Below are 21,195 nucleotides of genomic sequence, written 5' to 3' on the forward strand. Positions count from 1 at the left end.
GAGAGAAGGGGCCTGAAGCACAGCACGCAACCAACGCCCCGAGCGAGCCCCAATCCTCTGCGGCGCCGCCGTCTTCGGCTTGCATCCAGCAACAGCAGCGTGCCTTCGCAATCTGTACCCCCTATTGAGGCCGAACCGGATGGACCCGGCTCGAACTCTCCAGCACATGTCCTATTGCCACATAGAATAGGAGTGTATTCTGTATTAGTGATTACTAATTTACGTCAATTCAGATCAAACACACCGCTTGCATTCAAAACTCGTCCTCCTCTTGATCCTTAGGTTCGCCAGACCATACGAGAGAATACGAAGGAAACGGCTTGGCGAACCGTCCCGTAAGCCATTGATTTTCCTTTTGAGTCTCACACTCTCAGCAACTAACATGATCGTTATTTGTCAATGGGTTACGAAGCGGTTCGCCCGAATTGACTCAAGAAGCTCTATTCTCGGCACCAAGGGCGGCGCCCGCACCAACGAGCGAGCGCAGGTGGTGAAACCGGACGGCTCGATCATTCCCGGCCTTTACGCGGCAGGGCTTGCGATGGCCAACCCGATCGGTACGCGCGCCTAGGGCCGGTACCACGCTCGGCCCCGACCTGACCTGGGGCTTCATCGCGGCCGACGATCCTGCATCAGAACAGGTGATCGCGTACAAAACAAGACGAAGATCTCTGACCATCGTCCTTTAAAAACAAACCCCATTGATCTGCATAGAGGGATTTGGCGTCTAAATCGGCGTCCCGTTGCGCGCGAGAATCGTTTCGTGCACGCCTATGGCGACGCTGCTGAAGCGATCAACCCTGAAATCGTCGAGCTGCGTTTCATAACGCCCGGTTGTGGTGAGCTCTCGGCGCCGCTTGCCTTGGTTGGCTGACGAGAGGTTTCGTATGAGCGGGAGGGGAGGCGACTTGGAGGTACCGCCGGTGATAGTGCCGTCCGTGGCGATGGCAGCATCGGTGCCGTAGCGCGTGACTGATCTGAGGCCGTGATGGCCCGATCAGGCCGGTGATGTCTCGCGCACGAAATGGGTGGGTGAAACGGCATTCATCGGACGTCGGACCGGGACAAAGTCAACGTCGCGCAACGCGCTGGGGATCTCGTCCGACAGCGGTTCGCGTCCGACCGGGCGTTGCGTCGGATCGGCGACGGGAACCGTCGAAAGCAGCTTGCGCGTGTAAGGATGCTGGGGATTGCCGAACACCGATCGACGGTCGCCGATCTCCACGATTTCGCCCAGATACATGACGGCGACGCGATGCGCGATGCGTTCGACCACGGCCATGTCATGGCTTATGAACAGAATGGCGATACCCATGTCGCGCTGCAGATCCATCAACAGGTTGATGACCTGGGCCTGGATTGTGACGTCGAGCGAGGCGACCGCCTCATCCGCGACAAGCAGGCGCGGGTCCAGCGCCAATGCTCTGGCGATACAGATGCGCTGCCGTTGTCCGCCCGAGAAGGCATGGGGATAGCGTTCGAGATGTTCCGGTGGCAGATGCACTTTGGCCAGCAGGTCCGCAGCCCGCTTGCGCAACGCTGGGCCGCGCGCGATGCGGTGGACGCGCATGGGATCTGCCAGGGCTTGCCCGATCGTCATGCGCGGATTGAGCGAGGAGAACGGGTCTTGGAAGACCATCTGCACCTCGCGCCGGAGGCCCGCCAGCGTGGCCCGTCTGGCGCCGATGATCTCCTTGCCGTCATAGCGAATGGAACCCGATAGCGGCTTGTCCAATTGTATGATGCTGCGTGCCACGGTCGACTTGCCGCATCCCGATTCTCCCACCAGAGCCAGCGTTTCACCGGGGAAAATATCGAAGGAGACGCCCTCCACCGCATGAACCCGTCCGGTGATGCCGCCAAAGATGCCGCCCTTGAGATCGAAACGCGTAACCAGGTCGCGCACTTCGACCAGGGGCTTCCTCTCGGTTGCTGTCGGTCCGCTCATGCCGGAACCTCCGGCTGCGAGACTTCGGCATTGTAGATGACAAGCGGGAACTTCTCGGGCGCATCCTTGTCGGCCATGCTGCCCAGCCGTGGAACCGCCGAAATCAGCGCCCGCGTGTAGCGGTGCTGGGGATCGGCGAAGATCTGATTCACGGAGCCCGATTCGACGATCTCGCCCTTCAGCATGACACAGACGCGGTCGGCGACTTCGGCGACGACGCCCATGTCGTGCGTGATGAAAAGCACAGACATGTCGATCTCGCGCTGCAGCGCGCGGACAAGATCCAGGATTTGGGCCTGGATGGTGACGTCCAGCGCGGTGGTCGGTTCGTCGAGGATCATCAGGGAAGGACGGCACGCCAATGCGATGGCGATCATGACGCGCTGGCGCATGCCGCCGGACAATTGGTGCGGATACTGGTCGAGTCGCCGGGCGGCGTCCGGCACCCGCACCAGCTTGAGCACATTCAGCGCGATCTCGCGCGCCTCGCGAGACGACTTGCCCTGATGTCGCGTCACCACTTCGGCGATCTGGTCGCCGACGGTGAATACCGGATTGAGGCTGGACATCGGATCCTGAAACACGATCGAGAACTCGAAACCGCGCAGCCCTTCCATGCGCTTCTCGGACAGCTTCGCGAGATCGACGGCGCCGCCGTCCTTGAGCCTCATCAGGATGCGCCCGCCTGTGATCCTGGCGCCGTCGTATTCGGTCAGCCGCATCACTGTCATGGCGGTCACGGATTTGCCCGAACCCGATTCGCCCACCAATGCAACCGTCTCGCCGCGCTTGATCTGGAATGACACGCCCTGAACCGCCCGCACCGCGTTAGCGGCCCTTGACCCGAAGCGGACTTCAAGGTTCTCGACCGATAATATGACGTCCTCCGGGAGGCTCGCGGTGGCGGCGGATTTGGCAGTCAACAAAGCACTCCGGGCGCATTCGTTCTCGACAGCCGGTATCGAACGCAGTCAGCCTCAGTGCTGTCAATAGGCCGGGACGCGCTGGTGGGTCGCAACCGCAGCGCGGACGATATCCCCAGAGGGCTCCATGCGCATCGACTGCCGGGCGAATATTGGCGTTTGCGACCAATCCTTCAAAGTTATGCAAAATTCGCATTGCTCCGTCGGATTTCGCATGACCCTGGCCTAGTAGCGGATCGCTAGCGCATCGCCAGAGCGGGGTCGGCCGTATTGCGTCCGCTCGCCTGTTCCGCGGTACGCGAAAGGTACCTCCATAGCGCCTCGCCGTCTCGGCTGCGCGTTCCCACGCGCCGGAAAATCCTGATCTCGATTTCCAGCGACATCTGATGCCCGCCGATCTGAACCAATTCACCTTGCGCGACCGATTTCTGGACGCAGATCTGCGGCAACCAGACCACGCCTTGTCCGGCGATCGCCATCTGCTTCAGTCCTTCAGCCAGCGATGACTGGTAGACGATGCTGAGATTGAGCGGGCGCCGCCAGCGCGACTGGATAAGCGAGATCAACTTGCCCAGGTAGCCGTCGCTCCAGGAATAGGCGAGATAGGGGATTCTGGTTCCCTCCGGCACATCGACATCGAAGAGCGGCGCTCCCGTGGAACCGACGCCGGATACCAGAACGAGGCGATCCCTGCCGATTTGAAGCGATTCGAAAGGGCCGCCTTCCAGCACGGGCGGGCCGTCGGGATGATCGTAAGTGATGGCGAAGTCGCACTTGCCGGACGACAAATGTTCAACGCATTCCAGGAAATCGCCGGTGTGCATGCTGCTGCGAACAGGTGCACTGGGCATTTCGGGATGGCTGATCCACTTGGGGAAAAAATAGATGGCCAGCGTATGAAGCGCGGCGAAAGTCAGAAGCCGTGAACTGGCGCCGGCCGCGTTGCGGCAGTCGGTCCGCAAACGGTACAGGTCGCGAACCATTTCCTGGCAGCGCGGAACGAAAAGGTTTCCGGCGCTGGTGAGGTGCACCGGATAGGTGCTGCGGTCTATGAGTTCGGCGCCGACCCACTGTTCCAGCGCCTTGATACGGCGGCTGAAGGCCGGCTGAGAAATATTTCGCGACGCTGCGGCCGTGGAAAAATTCCGCGTCGCGGCGATTTCGAGGAAATCTTCAAACCACGCCAGTTCCATCATCAGCCTCATGCGCAATTCGCATAACCGATCCTATCTACGCATTGGACAGTGGTGCAACCCTCCTCCTAGCTTTCCTAGCAACGATAAAAAGACGTCGGTTCAATTGTGGGAACAGCTTCATGAAAATCAAACGTGCCTTGGCATTAGCAATCTGCATCGGCGCTGGCGCCGTTACGTCGCCGGTGATGGCAGAGACCAAGAATCCCGGGACATTCGTGTTCCTCTGGACTGACGATGTTCAGTCCTTCGATCCGGCCTATATCGCAAACACGCCGAGCTCATATGGTGTTTTGAACGTCTACAGCCGCTTGTTGAATTATAACGGCTCGCAGATCTCCGAATTCGTGCCGTCCCTATCGTCGCAGGTGCCTAGCCTGGAAAACGGCCTGATCAAGCAGAACACCGACGGTTCGGTCAGCTATACATTCCCGATCCGCAAGGGCGTGCACGCCCACAAAGTCGGCATCAAGGGCGACGACGGCAAGATCACCTGGCAGTACTATGACGGACTGACCAGCCAGCAGAAGGCCAAGATTGAACCAGGCTATGGCGAGATCACGCCCGACGACGTGCGTTACTCACTGCTGCGCGCGATCCTTATGGGCCAATCCTGGATGTCGAACGCCATCACCGAGGTGGTGACGGCGAGCAAGTACACCGACGTCGCCAAATGGGTCGAAGCCGAAGGCAAGGTGGCGGACATCAAGGATGCCAGCCCCGAAGCGCTACGGAAGGTATACGACGAACTCGCATCGCAGATCACCGTCGAGGGCGACAATGTCACGCTGAAGCTGCCGAAATCCTTCCCCGCCACGCTTGGCGTTCTGGCGCTGCCGTTCGGTGCCTCGATCGTCGACAAGGAATGGGTCGCCTCCGTCGGGGGGTGGGATGGCGACGGGGACACCTGGAAGAAGTACTATCGTCCCGAACTCGGTGACGATCCGTTGTTCGCCCAGGAAAACGGGACCGGTCCGTTCATGCTCGACGAATGGGATCGCACCGATCGCCGCATCACGCTGAAGCGTTTCGACAACTACTTCATGGGCAAGGCCTCGCTCGAGCGAGTGGTCATGCGCACGGTTCCGGAATGGACCACGCGTCGCCTGCAGTTGCTCTCTGGCGATGCCGATTTCGTGACGACGCCCGTCGAGTTCCTGGACGAACTCAGCAAGACGGACGGTGTCAAGGTCGTCGACGGCCTGCCCAAGGTGTTCAGCCGCGGCCTCTATTTCGCGTGGCCCCTGGATGATGCCGACAACCCCGCCATCGGCAGCGGCAAGCTGGACGGCAACGGCGTCCCGCCGGACTTCTTCTCCGACATTGATGTTCGTCAGGGCTTCAACTACGCTCAAAATTACGATGCGCTGATAAAGCAGGCGCTGCTCGGCAAGACCGTCCAGGCGCGCGGCCCGACCGTTCGCGGCATCATGGGCTACCGCGCAGACTCGCCGATCTACAGCTACGATCCGAAAAAGGCCGCGGAGCACTTCAAGAAGGCTTTCGGCGGCAAGCTGTGGGATACCGGCTTCACCTTCACGGCCTATGTGCAGGAAGGAACGCCGCAAGGCACGGCCGCACTTTCCGCGCTCCAGCAGGGGCTGCAGCGGATCAACCCGAAGTTCAAGATGAAGATCCAGTCGCTGCCATGGGCGTCGATCTCGGACAAGCTGAACAACCGTGAAAAGCCTGCCTCGCCGCTCACCTATATGGGCTGGGGACCGGACTATTCCGACCCGGGTGGTCCGCTGGGTGCGGCGACCTACTATCTGTCCCCGACCGGTCTTGTCGGCGGCATGCTCGGCCAGGGCTACCGTGACCTGATGACGGAGAAGTTCAAGCCGCTTCTCGACCAGGCATGGGCCTCAAGCGATCCCGCCGTGCGTGAACCGATCTACGCCAAGCTGCAGGACATGTCCTACGACTATGCCACCACGCAGTTCCTCTGGGAGGACTTCGGCTACATCGTCACCCGCCGCAACATCGACGGCTACGTGCACAACATGATCCTCTACGGCGCCTGGGATTTCTATCCCGTCACCAAGAAGGCCGACTAAAGAGCTTCGGATTTTGCCGGGCGCCATCGTCGCCCGGCGAAACGGCTATTCCTCATGGTGCGGATGCTGATGTGCTGAACTATGCTTTGCGGCGGCTCCTGATGTTGCCCGTCGTTCTCTTCGCCCTGTCGCTGATGCTTTTCGCGCTGCAGATGTCGCTGTCGCCGACACAGCGCCTGGCGGCGTATGCGCCGTCCCCGGACTTCCTCAAGGGCGGCCAGGACAGCATTCGCAGGATGATCGAGCAGTATGGGCTGAACGATCCCTTCTACATTCAATACGGACGCTGGATCGGCAACATCCTGACGGGCAATCTGGGCTGGTCCGAGACCGCGCGCCAGCCTGTTGCTCACGCGCTGGCTTCCCTGCTGCCTGCGACGCTGGAACTGGTCCTGCTGGCGTTCATTCCTGGCTTTCTGCTCGCCATCTACCTGGGCTCGCGTGCAGGCATCCATCTCAACCGTTGGCCGGACCATGTGATCCGCATCTTCACCATCCTTGGCTGGTCATTCCCGGTCTATGTCTTCGGACTGCTGATGCTGCTGATCTTCTACTCCGCGCTCGACTGGTTCCCGCCCGGGCGTCTCAGCCAGTGGGCCCAGGCTGCCGTCACCTCGCCCGGCTTCACCCGCTACACCGGCGCGAACACGATCGATGCGCTGCTCAACAGCAATCTGCCTATTTTCTGGGATTCGCTCAGGCATCTCGCTGCCCCCGTCATCACCCTGACCTACGTCAATCTTGCCAACATGACGCGTGTCATGCGCACGTCGATGCTGGAAACGCTGCGCCAGGATTATGTCCGCACGGCACGCGCAAAGGGTATGCCCCGGCGCGTGGTGGAACTGCATCATGCCAGGCGCAACGCGCTGCTTCCGGTCACGACGATCGCCGGAATGGAGCTCGCCGCCATGATGGGTGGCGTCGTCATTACCGAAACTATCTTCGACTATACGGGCCTCGGCCAGTTCGCGGCCAAGACGGCCGCCAACCTGGATTTTCCGGCCGTGCTGGGCTTCGGGCTCTACTTCGCGGTCGTTCTCGTGGTGCTGAACCTGGCCGTCGACATGATCTATCCGCTGCTCGATCCGAGGGTAAAGACGCGATGAGAGCGCTTGGCTATCTGAAGCGTAATCCGATCTCGCTGGTCGGGGTGCTGCTGTTGCTGGCATTCGTGCTGATCGCGATTTTCGCGCCGGTGCTTGCGCCGCCGCAGGAATTCCAGATGTCGGTATACGACACGCCGAGAGCGGGCTTTCTGGCAACGCCGCAACCGCCTTCGCCCGAGGCGATCTTCGGAACAACCGAAGGCCAGTACGACATCTACTACGCCGTGATCTGGGGCACCCGCACGGCATTCAAGATCGGCCTGGGCGTCGTCGCCATCTCAGTGCTGATCGGCACGATCATCGGATCGCTCGCGGCCTTTTACGGCGGCATCGTCGACGAAGTGCTGATGCGTATCGTCGACGTCTTCATGGCGGTTCCCTTCCTCATCGCCGCCATGGTGCTGACCGCCCTGCTCGGCAAAGGACTCGGACCGATAACCGTCGCGCTGACGACTTTCGGATGGATGGGTTATGCGCGCGTGGTGCGCAGTGAAATCCTGCGGATTCGGGAGATGGATTTCGTGAATGCGGCGAGAAGCTACGGCGCCGGCGACTTCAGGCTGATCGTGTTCCACATCCTGCCCAACGCGTTCTTCCCTGTGCTGGTTCTGGCTACCATGGCCACGGGTTCGATGGTGCTGACCGCGTCCGCCCTGAGCTTCCTCGGAGTGGGCACGGAGGAAGGCTACGCCGATTGGGGGCAGTTCATCGCCTATGCGCGTAACTGGATCGTCGGCCAGCCCGGCAATCCGTTCCAGTACTGGTACACGCTCGCCTTCCCCGGAGCCGCGATCTTCCTGTTCGTGCTGGCATGGAACCTAGTCGGCGACGCACTGCGCGACATTCTCGATCCCCGCCATACAAACTGAAATCAGGGAGTATCCCCGTGTCTTCGCTTTCCCCCCACGCCATCGAGCTTCTTGAAGATCTTATCCGCCACGAGGTGGAGGACAAAGCGATCCCGTCGATCTCCTATGCCCTGGTCGACAGGGACGGCCTCATGACGCACGGCCACATACAGCGGCAGGATCGCCACTTCGACATGAAGGATGACACCTGTTTCCGCATCGGCTCGATCACGAAGACCTTCACATCGGTTGCCATCATGCAACTCGTGGAGAAGGGACTGGTCGACCTTGATGTTGATGTCTCGGAGTATCTGCCCGGTTTTCACCCGGTCAATCCGTTCGCCGGGCGTGAAAGCGGACCCCACGGCTCGCATGTCAGCCTGGGCAAGCTGATGAGCCACACCGCCGGGATCGTGCGCGAACCCAAGAGCGGACACTACCTGGATTCACGCAAGCCGCCGCTGGCCGACACTGTCGCCGAGCTTGCCACATCCACGTTGAAGCAGGATCCCAGCGCCGGCATCATGCATTATTCCAATGCCGGCATTGCCGTGGTCGGCATGGTGATCGAGCGGGTGACGCGAAAGAGCTACTCCGACTACATCACCGAGAATATCTTGAAACCGCTGGGCATGAACGACACGTCGTCAGGCATGGCCCCCGGCGTCCGTGAAAGGCTGGCGCCGGCCGACATGTGGACGCTGGACGGGGACAGCCCCGCGCCGGTCTTCAATCTCGGTGGGTCGCCCGCCGGCAATATCTTCTCCACCACATCTGACATGGCCAATTATACGCAATGCCTCTTGAGGGGCGGTTTTGCGCCCAATGGCCACTCCATCGTCGGTCCGGCGTCGCTTCGCAAGATGTGGACCCCGATCGGCAAGCGTCCCGAAGGTCACAACAAGGACCTGAACGGCTATGGTCTGTGCTTCGGCGTCGGCGACATGGACGGGTGGACCTCAGTCGGGCATGGCGGCGCGGTCTATGGGTATGCTTCGCAGATGATGATCCTGCCCAGGGCCGGTTTGGGCGTTCTGATTTTCGCCACGCTTGATTTCGCTAATCAGATAGCCTCTCGGCTCGCAGGCGATGGCCTTCGGATCGCCCTTGCCAATCGCGGTATGGGACGCATGCCGGAGCGCAGCCAGACCCCGCCGCCCATCACGGAGGATCAGTTCGCGCGCCTGCCTGGCCTCTATCGTCATGAGGTGGGCGGCGAGGTCGTCGAGGTGAAGAGCAAGGACGGTAAGCTGTATCTGATGGGGGAGGGCGTGCCGCTGCAGATCCGCCCGGTCTCGGGCAACGACTTTGTCATCGACGGACGCATCTACGGTCGCGGCGCCGACTACGCGCATATGAATCTCTCCTTCTCCAAGGCCAACCGGCTGACCTGGAAAGGGGCGAACTGGTCGCGCGTCGATAGTCTGCCTGTCGAGAAGGTGCCGCCGGAGATCGCGCCGCACCTCGGCGAGTACGGACCGGATTTCAACATCACCTATCTGACCTACAGCCACGGCCAGCTGAAATGCCTGATCGAGTATTTCTGCACCCATACCTGCGAGCCCGTGGATGCCGGTCGGTTCCGCATGCACGGGCTGCTCTACGAGGAGGAGATCCTCGAACTGGACGCCCTCGACGACAATGGACGCCGTGGCATTCGCGTCGGTCCCATGTTCCTGGAGCGGCGGCGGGCTGAAATGGCAGCCTGAGACGCCTCGGCCCGGGCAGCCATCGCTGCGCGGGGCCTCCACCGCAAGAGCCCGGACGCATTGAAGCGGCGTGCGCGGCGAAACGACGACTTTCTCTGAAATCGAAAAGGCAAGCACATGAAAGTCTTTATCAGCGCCGATATCGAAGGCACGGCTGGCATCACCAATTGGGATGAGGCGCGCAAGGGCAATCCCGACTATGCCGAGTTCCGGGAATACATGACCGACGAACTGGTCGCAGCCTGCGAAGGCGCCAAGGCGGCGGGTGCGACCGAAGTCGTCGTCAAGGACGCCCATTCGACGGCGCGCAACCTTATCCTGTCCAAGCTTCCAGCCTATGTCCGCATCGTGCGCGGCTGGAGCGGCCATCCGGATGCGATGATGTTCGGCATCGATGACACCTTCGATGCCGCTCTCTATACCGGCTATCACAACAAAGCCGGCACCGACACGAATCCGCTGGCACACACGCTGACCGGCACCGTGTCCAGGATGCTGATCAACGGGGAGGTGGCATCCGAATACACGCTGAACGCGCACTGCGCTGCCCGTCACAGCGTGCCGTCGGTGTTTCTGTCTGGTGATGCCGGCATGTGCGGCGAGGCGAGGGCGCTGGTGCCCGAGATATCAACCGTTGCAACCAGCGAAGGCTTTGGGCCGGCGACGTCGTCCCTTTCGCCTCAAGGCTCGGTCAAGGCCATACGCGAGACCGTGGAGGCCTCGCTTTCGCGCGATCTGTCGAAATGCCTGCTGAAGCTGGCCGACCGGTTCGAGCTCATCGTCGAATACACCACGCCTATCGAGGCCTACAGGGGAAGCTGGTACCCGGGCATCGAACATCCCGCCGCGCGCACGCTTCGCTTCGAGGCAGACAATTTCTTCGACATCCAGCGCGCGATACGGTTTGTAGTATGAGCTAGCCTCGCCAGTGTGACATCGACTTGTTCCCAGCGCGGCCCGTTCGGTCGTCGACGGGCTGTTCCGACATGTCGTCAGAGTAGAGTGAGTCGTTTCGACGGCGCGATGATCGCGGTGCCATCGCTGGCTTCCGATCAGAAATAGGTCTTGAGCGCGCCGGCGATCTCATAGGCGTCGTTGACTAGGAAGAGTATCTGCCATTTGTCGAAGGTTGTGCAGGGATGCGACACGCCCAATCCGATGCGATCGCCGACTTTTACCGAAACCGTCGCCGGAACGCGCATATAGGCGTGCTGGTCGTTGCTTGCGAAGATCTCGCAGCCCGCCAGCGTTTCGGGCGAGCCACCATCGCGCGACACGAGAAGCGGCACCGGCAGTCCGGAGTCGGTTCCGAAATCCCGCTTGCCGGCGGTCAGGATCGCCAGCCCGGGTTCCGGGCAGGACTGCACATGGGTCCAGACCTCCAGCGCGTTGACCAGACCTTCGTTCTCGCCCGTCGCGGCGAGGATGCGCTTCTGCTCGGCCTGGTAGATGCCGCTGTCATGGCTGACATAGCAGCCGCTGCGCGTCATGACCTGCGCGCCGCTGCCGGAGAGGCGATCGAGCACGATGTCGTAGAACGACGAACCGCCGGCCGTCACGACCGGTGGCGCGCGCTCGAACAGGTTTTCGCCGGCGCATGCTTCGTAGAGCGCGCCGATCTCGTCGACGAAATCCGCGACTGCATGCGCCGGGCCACCGTCCTTCGGCTTGATCAATCCCTCGAAAGCCTCGACGCCGCAGAGCCGCAGTTGCGGCGCCGCATGCGCGGCACGCGCGACCCCAAGCGCCGCGTCGTTGTCGCGGCAACCGGTCCGGCCGCCCGGATAGCCGCGCTCGATCAGCACCTGGATCGGCCGCGAGGCCGTTCCGGAGCGCCCGACCGCCTCGCTCGCCAGGCGCACGGCATCGAGGCTGTCGATCAGCATGTAGAAGTCGAGGCCGGGCGAAGCGTTCAGCTCGGCGACCAGGGCGTCCAGTTCCAGCCGTCCGACCAGCTGGTTAGCGAGCACGATGCGATCGATGCCGAACCGACGGCAAACCTTCATCTGGTGCAGCGTGGCGACGGTCACGCCCCAGGCGCCGTCGCGCAACTGCCTCTGCATGATCTGAGGGCACATCGTCGTCTTGACATGCGGCGCGATGATCGCGTTGCGCTTCGCCAGGAAACGCTGCATCCAACGCGAATTGTGGTCGAGCGCGGACTCTCTGATGATCGCTGCCGGCAGCGGCACATCACCGCGCAGGAGGTTCCAGCCCATCGAACCGACATCATGAAGACGGACCGCAACGCCAGGCGGAATGGCCTTGGTGGTTTCGTCCAGCACCAGATCGTCGAGCGGGTGAAGATGCATGCGAATTTCCGATTCTGTGCCACCCGCCGGATGCCGCGTGAACGCGGTCTGGCGCAGCTCTTACATGGTCCAGGTGCTTGCGGAAATCATATAATAGTTTGATGATGAGAAAAGATTTTTCTTAAACGAAAGATGGGTTGAGGACGAAAGAATGCGCATTTTCATAGCGGGCATGGACACCGAGACCAACACGTTCGCGCCCATCCCGACCGGCTACCACAGTTTCGAGGAAATGGGCATTGCGCGGGGCGACGCCACCTCGAAGGCATTGAACGAGCCGTCCTGCCAGCTGTTCGTGTGGCGTCAGCGCGGCGAAGCCGACGGCCACGAGATCGTGGAAAGCCTGTGCGTCTGCGCCGAGCCCGGAGGCATAACCATCCGCAATGTCTACGAGCAGTTCCGCGACGAGATCCTCGACGAGCTCAAGGCCGCCATGCCGGTCGACTGCGTGCTTCTGGCGCTGCATGGCGCTTTCGTGGCGGAAGGCTATGACGATACCGAGGGTGATCTTCTCGCGCATGTCAGAGCTGTCGTCGGCCCCGACATCCCGATCGGGGCAGAGCTCGATCTGCACTGCCATACAACCCAGAAGATGGTCGACAACGCCACCGCCATCGTCGCTTACAAGGAATATCCGCACACCGACATCATGGACCGTGCCGGCGAGCTCTACCGCATTGTCGTCGACGCGGTGGAGGGCAAGGTCAGGCCGGTGATGGCGCTTTACGACTGCCGCATGATCAGCACCTTCCGCGTGCAGGAGCAGCCGATGCGCGGCTTCGTCGATGGCATGATCGCCGCCGAAGCCGAGCCTGGCATATTGTCAGTCTCGCTCGGACATGGCTTTCCGCATGGCGACGTCGAGGATGTCGGAGCCCGCATGCTGGTCGTCACCGACGGTGACAAGTCGCTTGCCGAGCGGACCGCCGAAAGGTTCGGCAAGCAGCTTTTCGCATTGCGCAACGACCTGATCCCGAAATTCCTCAGCATCGACGAGGCGCTCGATATCGCGCTCGCGGAGCCGCAAGGGCCGGTCGTCATCGCGGATGTTTCGGACAATGCCGGCGGTGGCGCGCCGGGGGACTCCACCTACATCCTGCGCCGGCTGACAGAGCGCGGCATCGGGAACGTGGCCAGCGCCATGTACTGGGACCCGATCGCCTATCGCTTCTGCGTCGAGGCCGGGATCGGCGGTACCATAAACCTGCGGGTCGGCGGCAAGTGTGGCGTGTTCTCGGGCATGCCTGTCGATCTGCGCGTTACGGTAAAAGGCCTCGGTCGCGAGCTGACGCAGCTGTTCGGCACCATGCCCTGGCCGCTCGGGGATGCGGCATGGGTTACCACCGACGGCGGCATCGACCTGATCATCAACACGGTACGCACGCAGGTCTTCCATCCTGACTGCATGACCGCGCTCGGTCTCAATCCAAGCGAGCGGCGCATCGTCATCGTCAAATCCAATTACCATTTCCAGGCTGGTTTCGCACCGATCGCCAAGCGCATCCTGTTCTGCGCCCCGCCCGGTGCGACCCAGCCCAACTTCGCCGCGATCCCCTACACAAAGCTCAAGACGCCCTATTGGCCGAAGGTGGAAGACCCATTCGCGGCCGACGCGGCTTAGAGTCCAAGCGCTGTAACGATGGTCGCGAGTTCTTCACGGACGCTGCAATCACCGAATGCACTAGCTTCACGCGGTAAAGCTGCTCGTATTCGAATACGACCGCTCGGACTGAACGTCATCTCAACGCTACCTCGGTCATTCTTTCAGAAATTTCCCATAATCTTCGTCTGACCACCGGATCTAATGCCAGCGGGGGAATACGTGCAGGATGCGGATGTCCACGAGTTTCACGAAACCGGTCGGGGCCGTAATAGCCACCTCCCTCCGCTCGGACGGACGTAGCCGCGTATAGCGAGGGCAGCGCACCTTGTGATGCGGGCTGGAGCAGGAACCACAAAAGTGACCGCGCCAACCCCGCAAGGCTTCGCCGACCAAGCGTGTTGTGCACGAGATCGGTCCGCGAGACGCCGGGATGGGCTGCCATGCCCGAAAAGCCCCATCCAGCAGTGCGGCTGCGGCTATCAAGCTCAAGGGCGAACATCAAGCATGCGAGCTTCGATTGGCTGTAACCAGCCATTGGGCGATAGTTCTTTTGGAGATTGATGTCGTCAAAATCGATCCGTCCACCATTTGCAGCGAGACTTGAAAGCGCGACGACGCGGGCGTCCTTGCCTTTCGAGAGGAGCGACTTCAGACGAGCCGTCAAGGCGAAGTGGCCGAGGTAGTTCGTACCGAACTGCAGTTCGAAACCGTCTCTGGTCTCTTGCCGTTGCGGCGGGAGCATGACGCCGGCGTTGTTCACCAGAAGGTCCAGGCTCTGCTTCTCGTTCTCCATCTGCTTTGCGAATGCGGCAACCGAGGACAGATCCGCCAGATCGAGCTTCCCGAAATGCACAGTCGCACCCGGCACCGCGCGTTCGATGTGGGACAACGCGTCGGCGCCCTTTTGAGGGTCGCGGCCCGCGATGGTCACGTCACATCCTGCTCGGGCGAGCGCGAGGGCCGTCTCCAATCCTAACCCACCAGTTCCAGTTACGATCGCGGTTCGTCCATGCTGATCGGGGATATCACCGGCGTTCCACTTTGCCATCTTGCGTCCTTTCATAATTTTCGCACTTGGTGTAAGATAAATATCGCACCGAGTGTAATTTTGCAAGAGGGCCGAGTTGGACAACTCCGGGCGTACAGAGGGCGGTGGCCTGCGGGAGCGGAAAAAGCGCGAGACGAAGAAGCGCATCACGGAGAAGGCCATCGCTCTTTTCCTCAAGCGTGGCATCGATCAGACAACACTCGACGAAATCGCTGCTGCAGCCGGAATCTCGCGCAGAACCTTCTTCTACTACTTCACGTCAAAGGACGAGATTCTGCTGTCCGTCCTAAGTGCGATTGGTGAGCTGCTGACAGATGCGGTGCGAAGCGCTCCCGCAGGCTCCACGCCAATAGACGCAGTATGGAATGCGGTCGTCAGCGTTTGTGACGCTATTCCAGCCAACGATATGATTGAGCTGGACCAACTGATGCGGACCAGCCCGAGCGTGCAGGCGCGCAAGCAGGCATTCTACGTAGAGCAGGAAGGTGAAATCTACGCAGCGCTCAAAGAGCGGTGGCCGGAGCCCGAACGATCAACAGCATTGCGCACCGTCGCGATGATCTCGGTCGGCGCTCTGCGAGTTGCAGCAGACATCTTCACCCAGGAGAAGGGCACACGGCCCATGATCGAACTCCTGGAGGAAATATTCGGCAGTGCCGCTAAGGAGATTCGCTCTCATCGATAGCCCGGAATTGCACCCTTACGGCGCCCGCACTGGGTCGGATGCCGTGCCCACCGTTAAGCTGATTGAGTCCAGACCCTAGAGCGGTTCAGCGTTTAAAAGAATCGCCCGGCCCGCTCTAACTTCTTGTTTTTACGCAATTCCCAAGGGAAAGCGCTACGCGCTTTTCCCGGGAAAACCGCTAAGCACTTTTCTTGGAATTGCTCTAAGCAATCGCGTCATTCGGGGAGGAAAATACCGGTCGCGGCACCGTGCGCGGCACCGCCGTATCGTTTGCGCGTGTGACCAGATGACAGCGGACTGTTCGCAATCCGTCGGCGGGTGCCAAAACCTGCGGCAGTTCGCAGCCGGTCGTCGCGGAGGGGCAGCGCTCCCGGAAGAAGCAGCCGGTCGGCAGTGTTCGGTTGCTCGGCAATTCGCCGGCGCGCGGTGCGATCGAGGTCAGTGGACGGTCGAAACTCGGAACGGCATCGAGGAGCGTCTTGGTATAGGGATGCCTGGGAGCATCAAGCACGTCAAGCGTCGGGCCTTCCTCGACGATCTGGCCCAGATACATGACGGCGACACGATCGGCCACGTGGCGCACCAGCGACACGTCATGCGAGATGAGCACGTAGGATAGTTTGCGCTCCGCCTGCAGCGACAGCAGCAGATTGACGATCTGCGCCTGCACCGACACGTCCAACGCCGAGGTCGGCTCATCGAGGACCAGCAGCGCCGGTTCAACGGCCAGTGCCCTGGCAATCGCGATGCGCTGGCGCTGGCCGCCCGAGAACTCGTGCGGATAGCGATCGACATGCTCCGGCCGCAAGCCGACCGAGACGGCCAGTTCGGTTGCGCGCCCGATCAGTTGTTTGCGGGTGTAGCCGCCGCGAATGTGCAGAGGTTCGGTGATCAGGCGCCAGACCGGAAGACGCGGATCGAGCGACGATTGGGGATCCTGAAAGATGATCTGCAATTGGGTGCGCCGTGCGCGGTCCCGTTCGGTTCCCCTGAGTTTGATGGCACCGGCGGAAATGTCGGTCAGGCCGAGGATCGCCTGCCCAAGCGTCGTTTTTCCGCAGCCGGATTCCCCGACAATGCCGACCGTCTCGCCTTCGGCCACGCTGAACGACACGCCGTTGACGGCATGGACGTCGGCGCCGCCGAACCAGCCCGAGGTGACACGGTAGCGGACTTCCAGGTCTTCGACGGAGAGGAGCGGAGGCTTGGTCACGCGGCTTGCGTCTCCTCGATACGGCGCCAGCAGGCGGCGCGGCGGGCCGGCTCCATGGCAGCCAGCGGCGGCACCGACACGCAACGGTCATTCGCCTCGCGGCAGCGCGCTCGAAAGAGGCAGCCGGCAGGCGGGTCAAGCAGGTCGGGCAAGGTGCCGGGAATCTGTTCCAGCGGCTGCTTGGGTGGTGCCAGCCCCGGCAGACAGCGTATCAAGGCGCGCGTGTAGGGATGGGCTGGCGCTGCCAGCACCGACGCGGTCGTTCCGGCTTCCGCGACCCGTCCCGCGTAGAGCACGTAGAGCCGGTCGCAAAGCTGCGACACCACGGCCATGTCATGCGATATGAAAACAACGGCCGTTCCCGTGCTCATCGCCTTGTGTTTGATGAGGCCCAGGATCAGCGCCTGCACCGTCACATCGAGTGCCGTCGTCGGCTCGTCGGCGATTATGAGCTTGGGTTCGCAGGAGAAGGCCATGGCAATCAGCACGCGCTGTCGCATGCCTCCGGAAAGCTCGAACGGATAGGCTTGCATGATCCGCTCCGGCTCGCTGATCAGCATGTCGCGCAGCAGGCCTGAGGCTTTGCTCGTCGCGGCCGCGTTGTCGAGACGCTGGTGACGGCGGATGACTTCGACGATCTGCTCGCCGATCCGTCGGGTCGGGTTGAGGGCGTTCATCGGTTCCTGGAAGATGGTCGACACCAGCCGCCCGCGCACATGCTGGAGTTCACGCTCGCTGAGCGTCATCGGATCGTTGCCGAACAGACGGATGCCGCCGCCGGTAATGTGCGCGCTGCCCTTGGGCAAAAGCCGCGTCGCCGCCATCATGGTCACCGATTTGCCGCACCCGGATTCTCCCACGATGCCGACGATCTCGCCGGCACGGACATTGAGGCTGACCCCGTTCAGCGCCTTGATCGGCCCGCGATAGGTGCGGAACTCGAGCGACAGGTCGGTGATTTCGAGCAGGACGTCGCCGGACGGTTCGGTCATCGGCCACCCAGCCTGGGATCGAGCATGTCGCGTAATCCGTCACCCAGCAGGTTGAAACCCATCGCGCTGATCAGAATGGCCAGGCCGGGAAAGGTGACATACCACCACTGGTCGAGGAAATAGTTGCGCCCGCTCGACACCATGGAGCCCCATTCAGACGTCGGCGGCTGGGCGCCGAGGCCGATGAAGCTCAAAGCCGCGGCCGTCAGGATGGTGCCACCAAGATCCAGTGTCGCCTGAACGATGATGGGTGAGAGGGCGTTAGGCAGTATGTGCCAGCGCAGCATATAGGCGGGCGAAGCCCCGAAGCTGCGCGATGCCTTCACATAGGTGCGGTTGCGCAGCGACAGCGTCTGCCCACGCGCCAGCCGCACATAGGCGGGCACCCGCACCACGGCGACGGCCAGCATGGCGTTGAACAGGCTCGGTCCCAACGCCGCGGCCAGCGCCATGGCGAGGATGAGTGCCGGCAGCGCCAGGAAGACATCCATCAGCCGCATGATCGCGGTATCGACGATGCCGCCGACAACGCCGGACAGGCAGCCGATGATCGAGCCGATGAAGGTCGAGATGATGACGATGGCAAAGGCGATGCCGCAGGACGCGCGCGCGCCGAAGAGCACCCGCGAAAACAGATCGCGCCCAACCTCATCGGTGCCGAAGAGGTGCTGCAGGCTGGGCGCGGCAAGCCGTGCGGCAAGTGAGATCTTGTCCGGCGGGTAGGGTGCGAGCAGGGGCGCGGCCATGATCACAAACAGCACCGCCAGCGCGATCGCGGCGCCGACCAGAGTGAGAGGACTTTCCTTCACCCGATACCACAACCGTCCCACGCGAATCCGCGCAGCCGGCCGGGGCGATGTGACGATGCCATCCGCCGCCATCAGCCGAGTTCCCTGATCTGTGGGTCGAGCACCATATAGCTCAGATCGACCGCGAGATTGATCAGCACGTAGCCCAGCGAAGCGACGATGGTGAAGCCCATGATCGCGGGAAAATCCAGCGTCTGGATCGATGACACCACATAACTCCCCATGCCTGGCCAGGCGAAGATCGTTTCGGTCAGCACCGCGCCGTAGAGCAGATCACCGAAGGCGAGGCCAAGCAGCGTCACCGACGGGATCAGGGCATTGGGCAGGGCGTGCCGCAGGATGACCGCCGATCGCGACAAACCATTCGCCCGCGCGGTGCGCACATAATCCTCCTGCAGGACATCCAGCATGGAGGCCCGAATCTGGCGCGTGATGATGCCGAGATTGGCGAAGGCGAGGACAAAGGCCGGCAGGATGAGGTGATAGAGCGACGACCAGAAAGCTTTCAGGTCGCCGGCGACAAGCGAGTCGACCAGGAAGAAGCCGGTGATGCGCGGCGGCGCGGCGATGCCAAGCGTGATGCGGCCGCTGCCCGGCAGGATCGGTATCTTGACATAGAACAGGAGGATGAGCGCCAGCCCGAACCAGAATACCGGCATTGAAATGCCGGCAACCGACACGACACGCGCCGCCTGGTCGACCGGTCCGTCCTTGTAGATTGCCGAAAGCACACCGAGCGGCACGCCAATCATGATCGCCGTCACCAGCGCGGCGATGCCGAGCTCAAGCGTGGCGGGCAGGAACAGGGCAATATCGCCGGCCACCGGGCGCCGCGTCCGCAAGGACTGGCCGAGATCGCCCGACAGGAGCTGCTTGACGTATATGACAAACTGCTGGGTGACGGGCTTGTCCAGACCAAGCTCCTGGCGCACATGCGCCAACGTCTCGGCTGAAGCCTTGTCGCCGGCGATCAGCTGCGCCGGATCGCCGGGGATCAAATGCGAAATCGTGAAGGTGATGACCGCGACGCCGGCCACCACGAAGACCAGCAAGACGAGGCGCCGAAGGATTGTTGAAATAAGCGACATGCCTTCGGCGCCGATTTCTATTCGGACTTAGACATATCGGCGATGTTGTAGACCTGGATCAGCATCGGATTGTAGACGTACCCCTTCACCGAGGATCGCATGGCGAAGATGTCGTTCTTCTGGAACAGAAGGACGTAAGGTGCATCCTCGTTGGTGATTTTCTGCGCGTCGATATAGAGCTGCTCACGCTTCTTCTGGTCGACGGTCGCGAGCGCCTGGGTGATCAAATCGGTCACTTTCGGGTTTTCATAGAAGGCCCGGTTGCCGGGAGCCCCCATCTTCGTCGGGTCGAACCAGATGTTCATGAACATGAACGGATCGGCGAAATCGGGCGTCCACGCGCCCGTCGCGATGTCGTAGTCGCCCTTGGCGACCAGCTCGCGCTTGGTCGTGTCGGCGACATTCTTCATATCCATCGTGACGCCGATTTCGGCGAGCGAGGCCTGCAGCGCAAGACCCACCGGCTCCCAGGCGGAGTCGGCCTGCGAATAGGTGAAGCTGATGTGCAGATTGGAAACACCGGCGTCGGCAAGCAACTGCTTGGCCTTCTCCAGATCGTAGCTGTACTGCATGCCTTGCGGGTCATGGCCCCACATGCCGTCCGGGACAGCCCCGCGCATCTGTTCGGCCTGGCCCTGCATGACGCCATCGACCAGCCCCTTGTAGTCGGCCGCATAGGATATGGCCTGACGGACCTTCGGATTGTCGAAGGGCGCTTTCTTGTTGTTCAAATAGAGATAGACGACATAGAGGCTGGGATTGCTCTCGATGACCACCCCCGCGTTTGATTTCATGGCCTCGGCCTGGTCGACCGGGACCTGGTCGATCAGGTCGGCGTCCCCGTTCTCCAGTTGCAGGCGACGCGATGACATCTCGCGTACGATCTTGAAGATGACCTGCTTGAAAGCCGGCGCCTTGCCGGCATAGTGGGGATTGGGATCGAGTGTGATCTGCTGGTTGCGCTCCCAGCCCGAGATTTTGAAAGCGCCGCTGCCGGCGCTGTGCTCGGCGAGCCAGGCCTTAGCGTCGTCGCCGTTGACCGCGTGCTCTTGCGCCTTGGGATTGACGATCGACCCGGCCGAAGTGGCGAGCGCCGACAGGAACGGCGCAAATGGCGCCGACAATTCGAACTTCACGGTCCGCGGGTCGACAATGACAACATCCTTGATAGTCGGGAACATGTCGCCCGGGCCAGCCGCCAGCTTCTTTACGCGGTCGAATGAATATTTGACCGCGGCGGCATCGACCTGCGAACCATCGTCGAACATGTGTCCCGACGCCAGCTTGAAGGTCCAGCTGAGGTTGTCGGGAGCCGTGGTCCAGCTCTCGGCAAGCTCCGGAACGACCTCGGTCTTGGCGCCGTCATATTTCACCAGACGCTCGTAGGCCGGAAAGATCAGCGTATAGCCGTTGTTGCTGACCTCGACGGCGGGGTCAGCCGTGGGCGGATCCTCGGCCTTGGCGATGACCAGGACATCCTTGTCGGTGGCCCAGCTCGGCCCCACGAAGGTCAAGGCTGTCAACGCGGCAAATGCCGCAAAAGTCGGCAGGCGACGTAACAACATGATGCGCTCCCCTCGAGCTTGTGTTTTGCATCTCTTACGGGACGGACCGAGGGATGCCTTTCGCCCACGCTAACACCCGCATTTCGGATGGCA

18 protein-coding genes are annotated in these 21,195 nt (G+C 61.6%); 8 read left to right on the forward strand and 10 right to left on the reverse strand.

Translation table 11 applies throughout. The features are described 5' to 3' along the window. The first annotated feature begins 382 nt into the window (after positions 1–382). Positions 383–571: an FAD-binding protein gene (locus tag C7I87_RS27045; protein WP_210250655.1), complete on the forward strand. Its 189-nt coding sequence runs from the start codon at positions 383–385 to the stop codon at positions 569–571. 426 nt (positions 572–997) lie between these two features. On the opposite strand, the gene C7I87_RS27050 is transcribed toward C7I87_RS27045, so the two are convergent. From C7I87_RS27050 to C7I87_RS27060, 3 genes are all read right to left on the reverse strand, one after another. Then, the gene (locus tag C7I87_RS27050; RefSeq protein ID WP_149907099.1) at positions 998–1,948 is read right to left on the reverse strand and encodes an ABC transporter ATP-binding protein; all 951 of its coding nucleotides are present in this window, start codon (positions 1,946–1,948) and stop codon (positions 998–1,000) included. Next, positions 1,945–2,871, reverse strand: a complete 927-nt coding sequence (locus tag C7I87_RS27055) for an ABC transporter ATP-binding protein (RefSeq protein WP_149907100.1) — start codon at positions 2,869–2,871, stop codon at positions 1,945–1,947. Before C7I87_RS27055 ends, C7I87_RS27050 begins: the two co-directional genes overlap by 4 nt. 239 nt (positions 2,872–3,110) lie before the next feature. Next, positions 3,111–4,076: a LysR substrate-binding domain-containing protein gene (locus C7I87_RS27060; protein ID WP_246696420.1), complete on the reverse strand. Its 966-nt coding sequence runs from the start codon at positions 4,074–4,076 to the stop codon at positions 3,111–3,113. Between the two features lie 110 nt (positions 4,077–4,186). On the opposite strand from C7I87_RS27060, the gene C7I87_RS27065 reads away from it, so the two are divergent. The 5 genes from C7I87_RS27065 to C7I87_RS27085 all read left to right on the forward strand — a co-directional run bounded on the left by C7I87_RS27065 (position 4,187) and on the right by C7I87_RS27085 (position 10,702). Then, on the forward strand, positions 4,187–6,121 hold the full coding sequence (locus C7I87_RS27065) for an ABC transporter substrate-binding protein (RefSeq protein ID WP_246696421.1): 1,935 nt from the start codon (positions 4,187–4,189) through the stop codon (positions 6,119–6,121). A gap of 101 nt (positions 6,122–6,222) precedes the next feature. Beyond that, a complete protein-coding gene (locus C7I87_RS27070) occupies positions 6,223–7,230 on the forward strand; it encodes an ABC transporter permease (RefSeq protein ID WP_246696422.1) in 1,008 nt (335 codons plus the stop codon). Then, entirely contained in the window at positions 7,227–8,099 is an 873-nt protein-coding gene (locus tag C7I87_RS27075) for an ABC transporter permease (RefSeq protein WP_056570727.1), read from the forward strand. The genes C7I87_RS27070 and C7I87_RS27075 overlap by 4 nt, the downstream gene beginning before the upstream one ends. 17 nt (positions 8,100–8,116) lie before the next feature. Beyond that, positions 8,117–9,787 carry a serine hydrolase domain-containing protein gene (locus C7I87_RS27080; RefSeq protein WP_149907101.1) on the forward strand — a complete coding sequence of 557 codons (1,671 nt, stop codon included), beginning with the start codon at positions 8,117–8,119 and terminating at the stop codon, positions 9,785–9,787. Positions 9,788–9,904: 117 nt separating this feature from the next. Continuing rightward, complete coding sequence (locus tag C7I87_RS27085) at positions 9,905–10,702, forward strand: M55 family metallopeptidase (protein ID WP_149907102.1); 798 nt, start codon at positions 9,905–9,907, stop codon at positions 10,700–10,702. 137 nt (positions 10,703–10,839) lie between these two features. On the opposite strand, the gene C7I87_RS27090 is transcribed toward C7I87_RS27085, so the two are convergent. Continuing rightward, positions 10,840–12,099 carry an amino acid deaminase gene (locus C7I87_RS27090; protein ID WP_149907103.1) on the reverse strand — a complete coding sequence of 420 codons (1,260 nt, stop codon included), beginning with the start codon at positions 12,097–12,099 and terminating at the stop codon, positions 10,840–10,842. Positions 12,100–12,250: 151 nt separating this feature from the next. On the opposite strand from C7I87_RS27090, the gene C7I87_RS27095 reads away from it, so the two are divergent. After that, positions 12,251–13,720 (forward strand): M81 family metallopeptidase, encoded by a 1,470-nt coding sequence (locus tag C7I87_RS27095; RefSeq protein WP_149907104.1) that lies wholly within the window; start codon positions 12,251–12,253, stop codon positions 13,718–13,720. Positions 13,721–13,835: 115 nt separating this feature from the next. On the opposite strand, the gene C7I87_RS27100 is transcribed toward C7I87_RS27095, so the two are convergent. Next, positions 13,836–14,750: an SDR family oxidoreductase gene (locus tag C7I87_RS27100; protein WP_149907237.1), complete on the reverse strand. Its 915-nt coding sequence runs from the start codon at positions 14,748–14,750 to the stop codon at positions 13,836–13,838. Between the two features lie 76 nt (positions 14,751–14,826). Between C7I87_RS27100 and C7I87_RS27105 the strand changes: the two genes are divergently transcribed. Further along, the gene (locus C7I87_RS27105) at positions 14,827–15,435 is read left to right on the forward strand and encodes a TetR/AcrR family transcriptional regulator (RefSeq protein WP_149907105.1); all 609 of its coding nucleotides are present in this window, start codon (positions 14,827–14,829) and stop codon (positions 15,433–15,435) included. Positions 15,436–15,637: 202 nt separating this feature from the next. Here C7I87_RS27105 and C7I87_RS27115 read toward each other — a convergent pair whose 3' ends face one another. The 5 genes from C7I87_RS27115 to C7I87_RS27135 are packed head-to-tail and all read right to left on the reverse strand — an operon-like array spanning position 15,638 to position 21,102. Continuing rightward, positions 15,638–16,648: an ABC transporter ATP-binding protein gene (locus tag C7I87_RS27115; protein WP_149907106.1), complete on the reverse strand. Its 1,011-nt coding sequence runs from the start codon at positions 16,646–16,648 to the stop codon at positions 15,638–15,640. Next, the gene (locus C7I87_RS27120) at positions 16,645–17,640 is read right to left on the reverse strand and encodes an ABC transporter ATP-binding protein (RefSeq protein ID WP_149907107.1); all 996 of its coding nucleotides are present in this window, start codon (positions 17,638–17,640) and stop codon (positions 16,645–16,647) included. Before C7I87_RS27120 ends, C7I87_RS27115 begins: the two co-directional genes overlap by 4 nt. After that, the gene (gene ddpC, locus C7I87_RS27125) at positions 17,637–18,521 is read right to left on the reverse strand and encodes a D,D-dipeptide ABC transporter permease (protein WP_149907108.1); all 885 of its coding nucleotides are present in this window, start codon (positions 18,519–18,521) and stop codon (positions 17,637–17,639) included. Before ddpC ends, C7I87_RS27120 begins: the two co-directional genes overlap by 4 nt. Continuing rightward, positions 18,521–19,537 (reverse strand): ABC transporter permease, encoded by a 1,017-nt coding sequence (locus C7I87_RS27130; protein WP_149907109.1) that lies wholly within the window; start codon positions 19,535–19,537, stop codon positions 18,521–18,523. Before C7I87_RS27130 ends, ddpC begins: the two co-directional genes overlap by 1 nt. A 17-nt stretch (positions 19,538–19,554) precedes the next feature. Beyond that, the gene (locus tag C7I87_RS27135; RefSeq protein WP_149907110.1) at positions 19,555–21,102 is read right to left on the reverse strand and encodes an ABC transporter substrate-binding protein; all 1,548 of its coding nucleotides are present in this window, start codon (positions 21,100–21,102) and stop codon (positions 19,555–19,557) included. Positions 21,103–21,195: the final 93 nt, after the last annotated feature.

It is taken from the genome of Mesorhizobium sp. SARCC-RB16n (assembly GCF_008520305.1).
Lineage (GTDB): Bacteria > Pseudomonadota > Alphaproteobacteria > Rhizobiales > Rhizobiaceae > Mesorhizobium.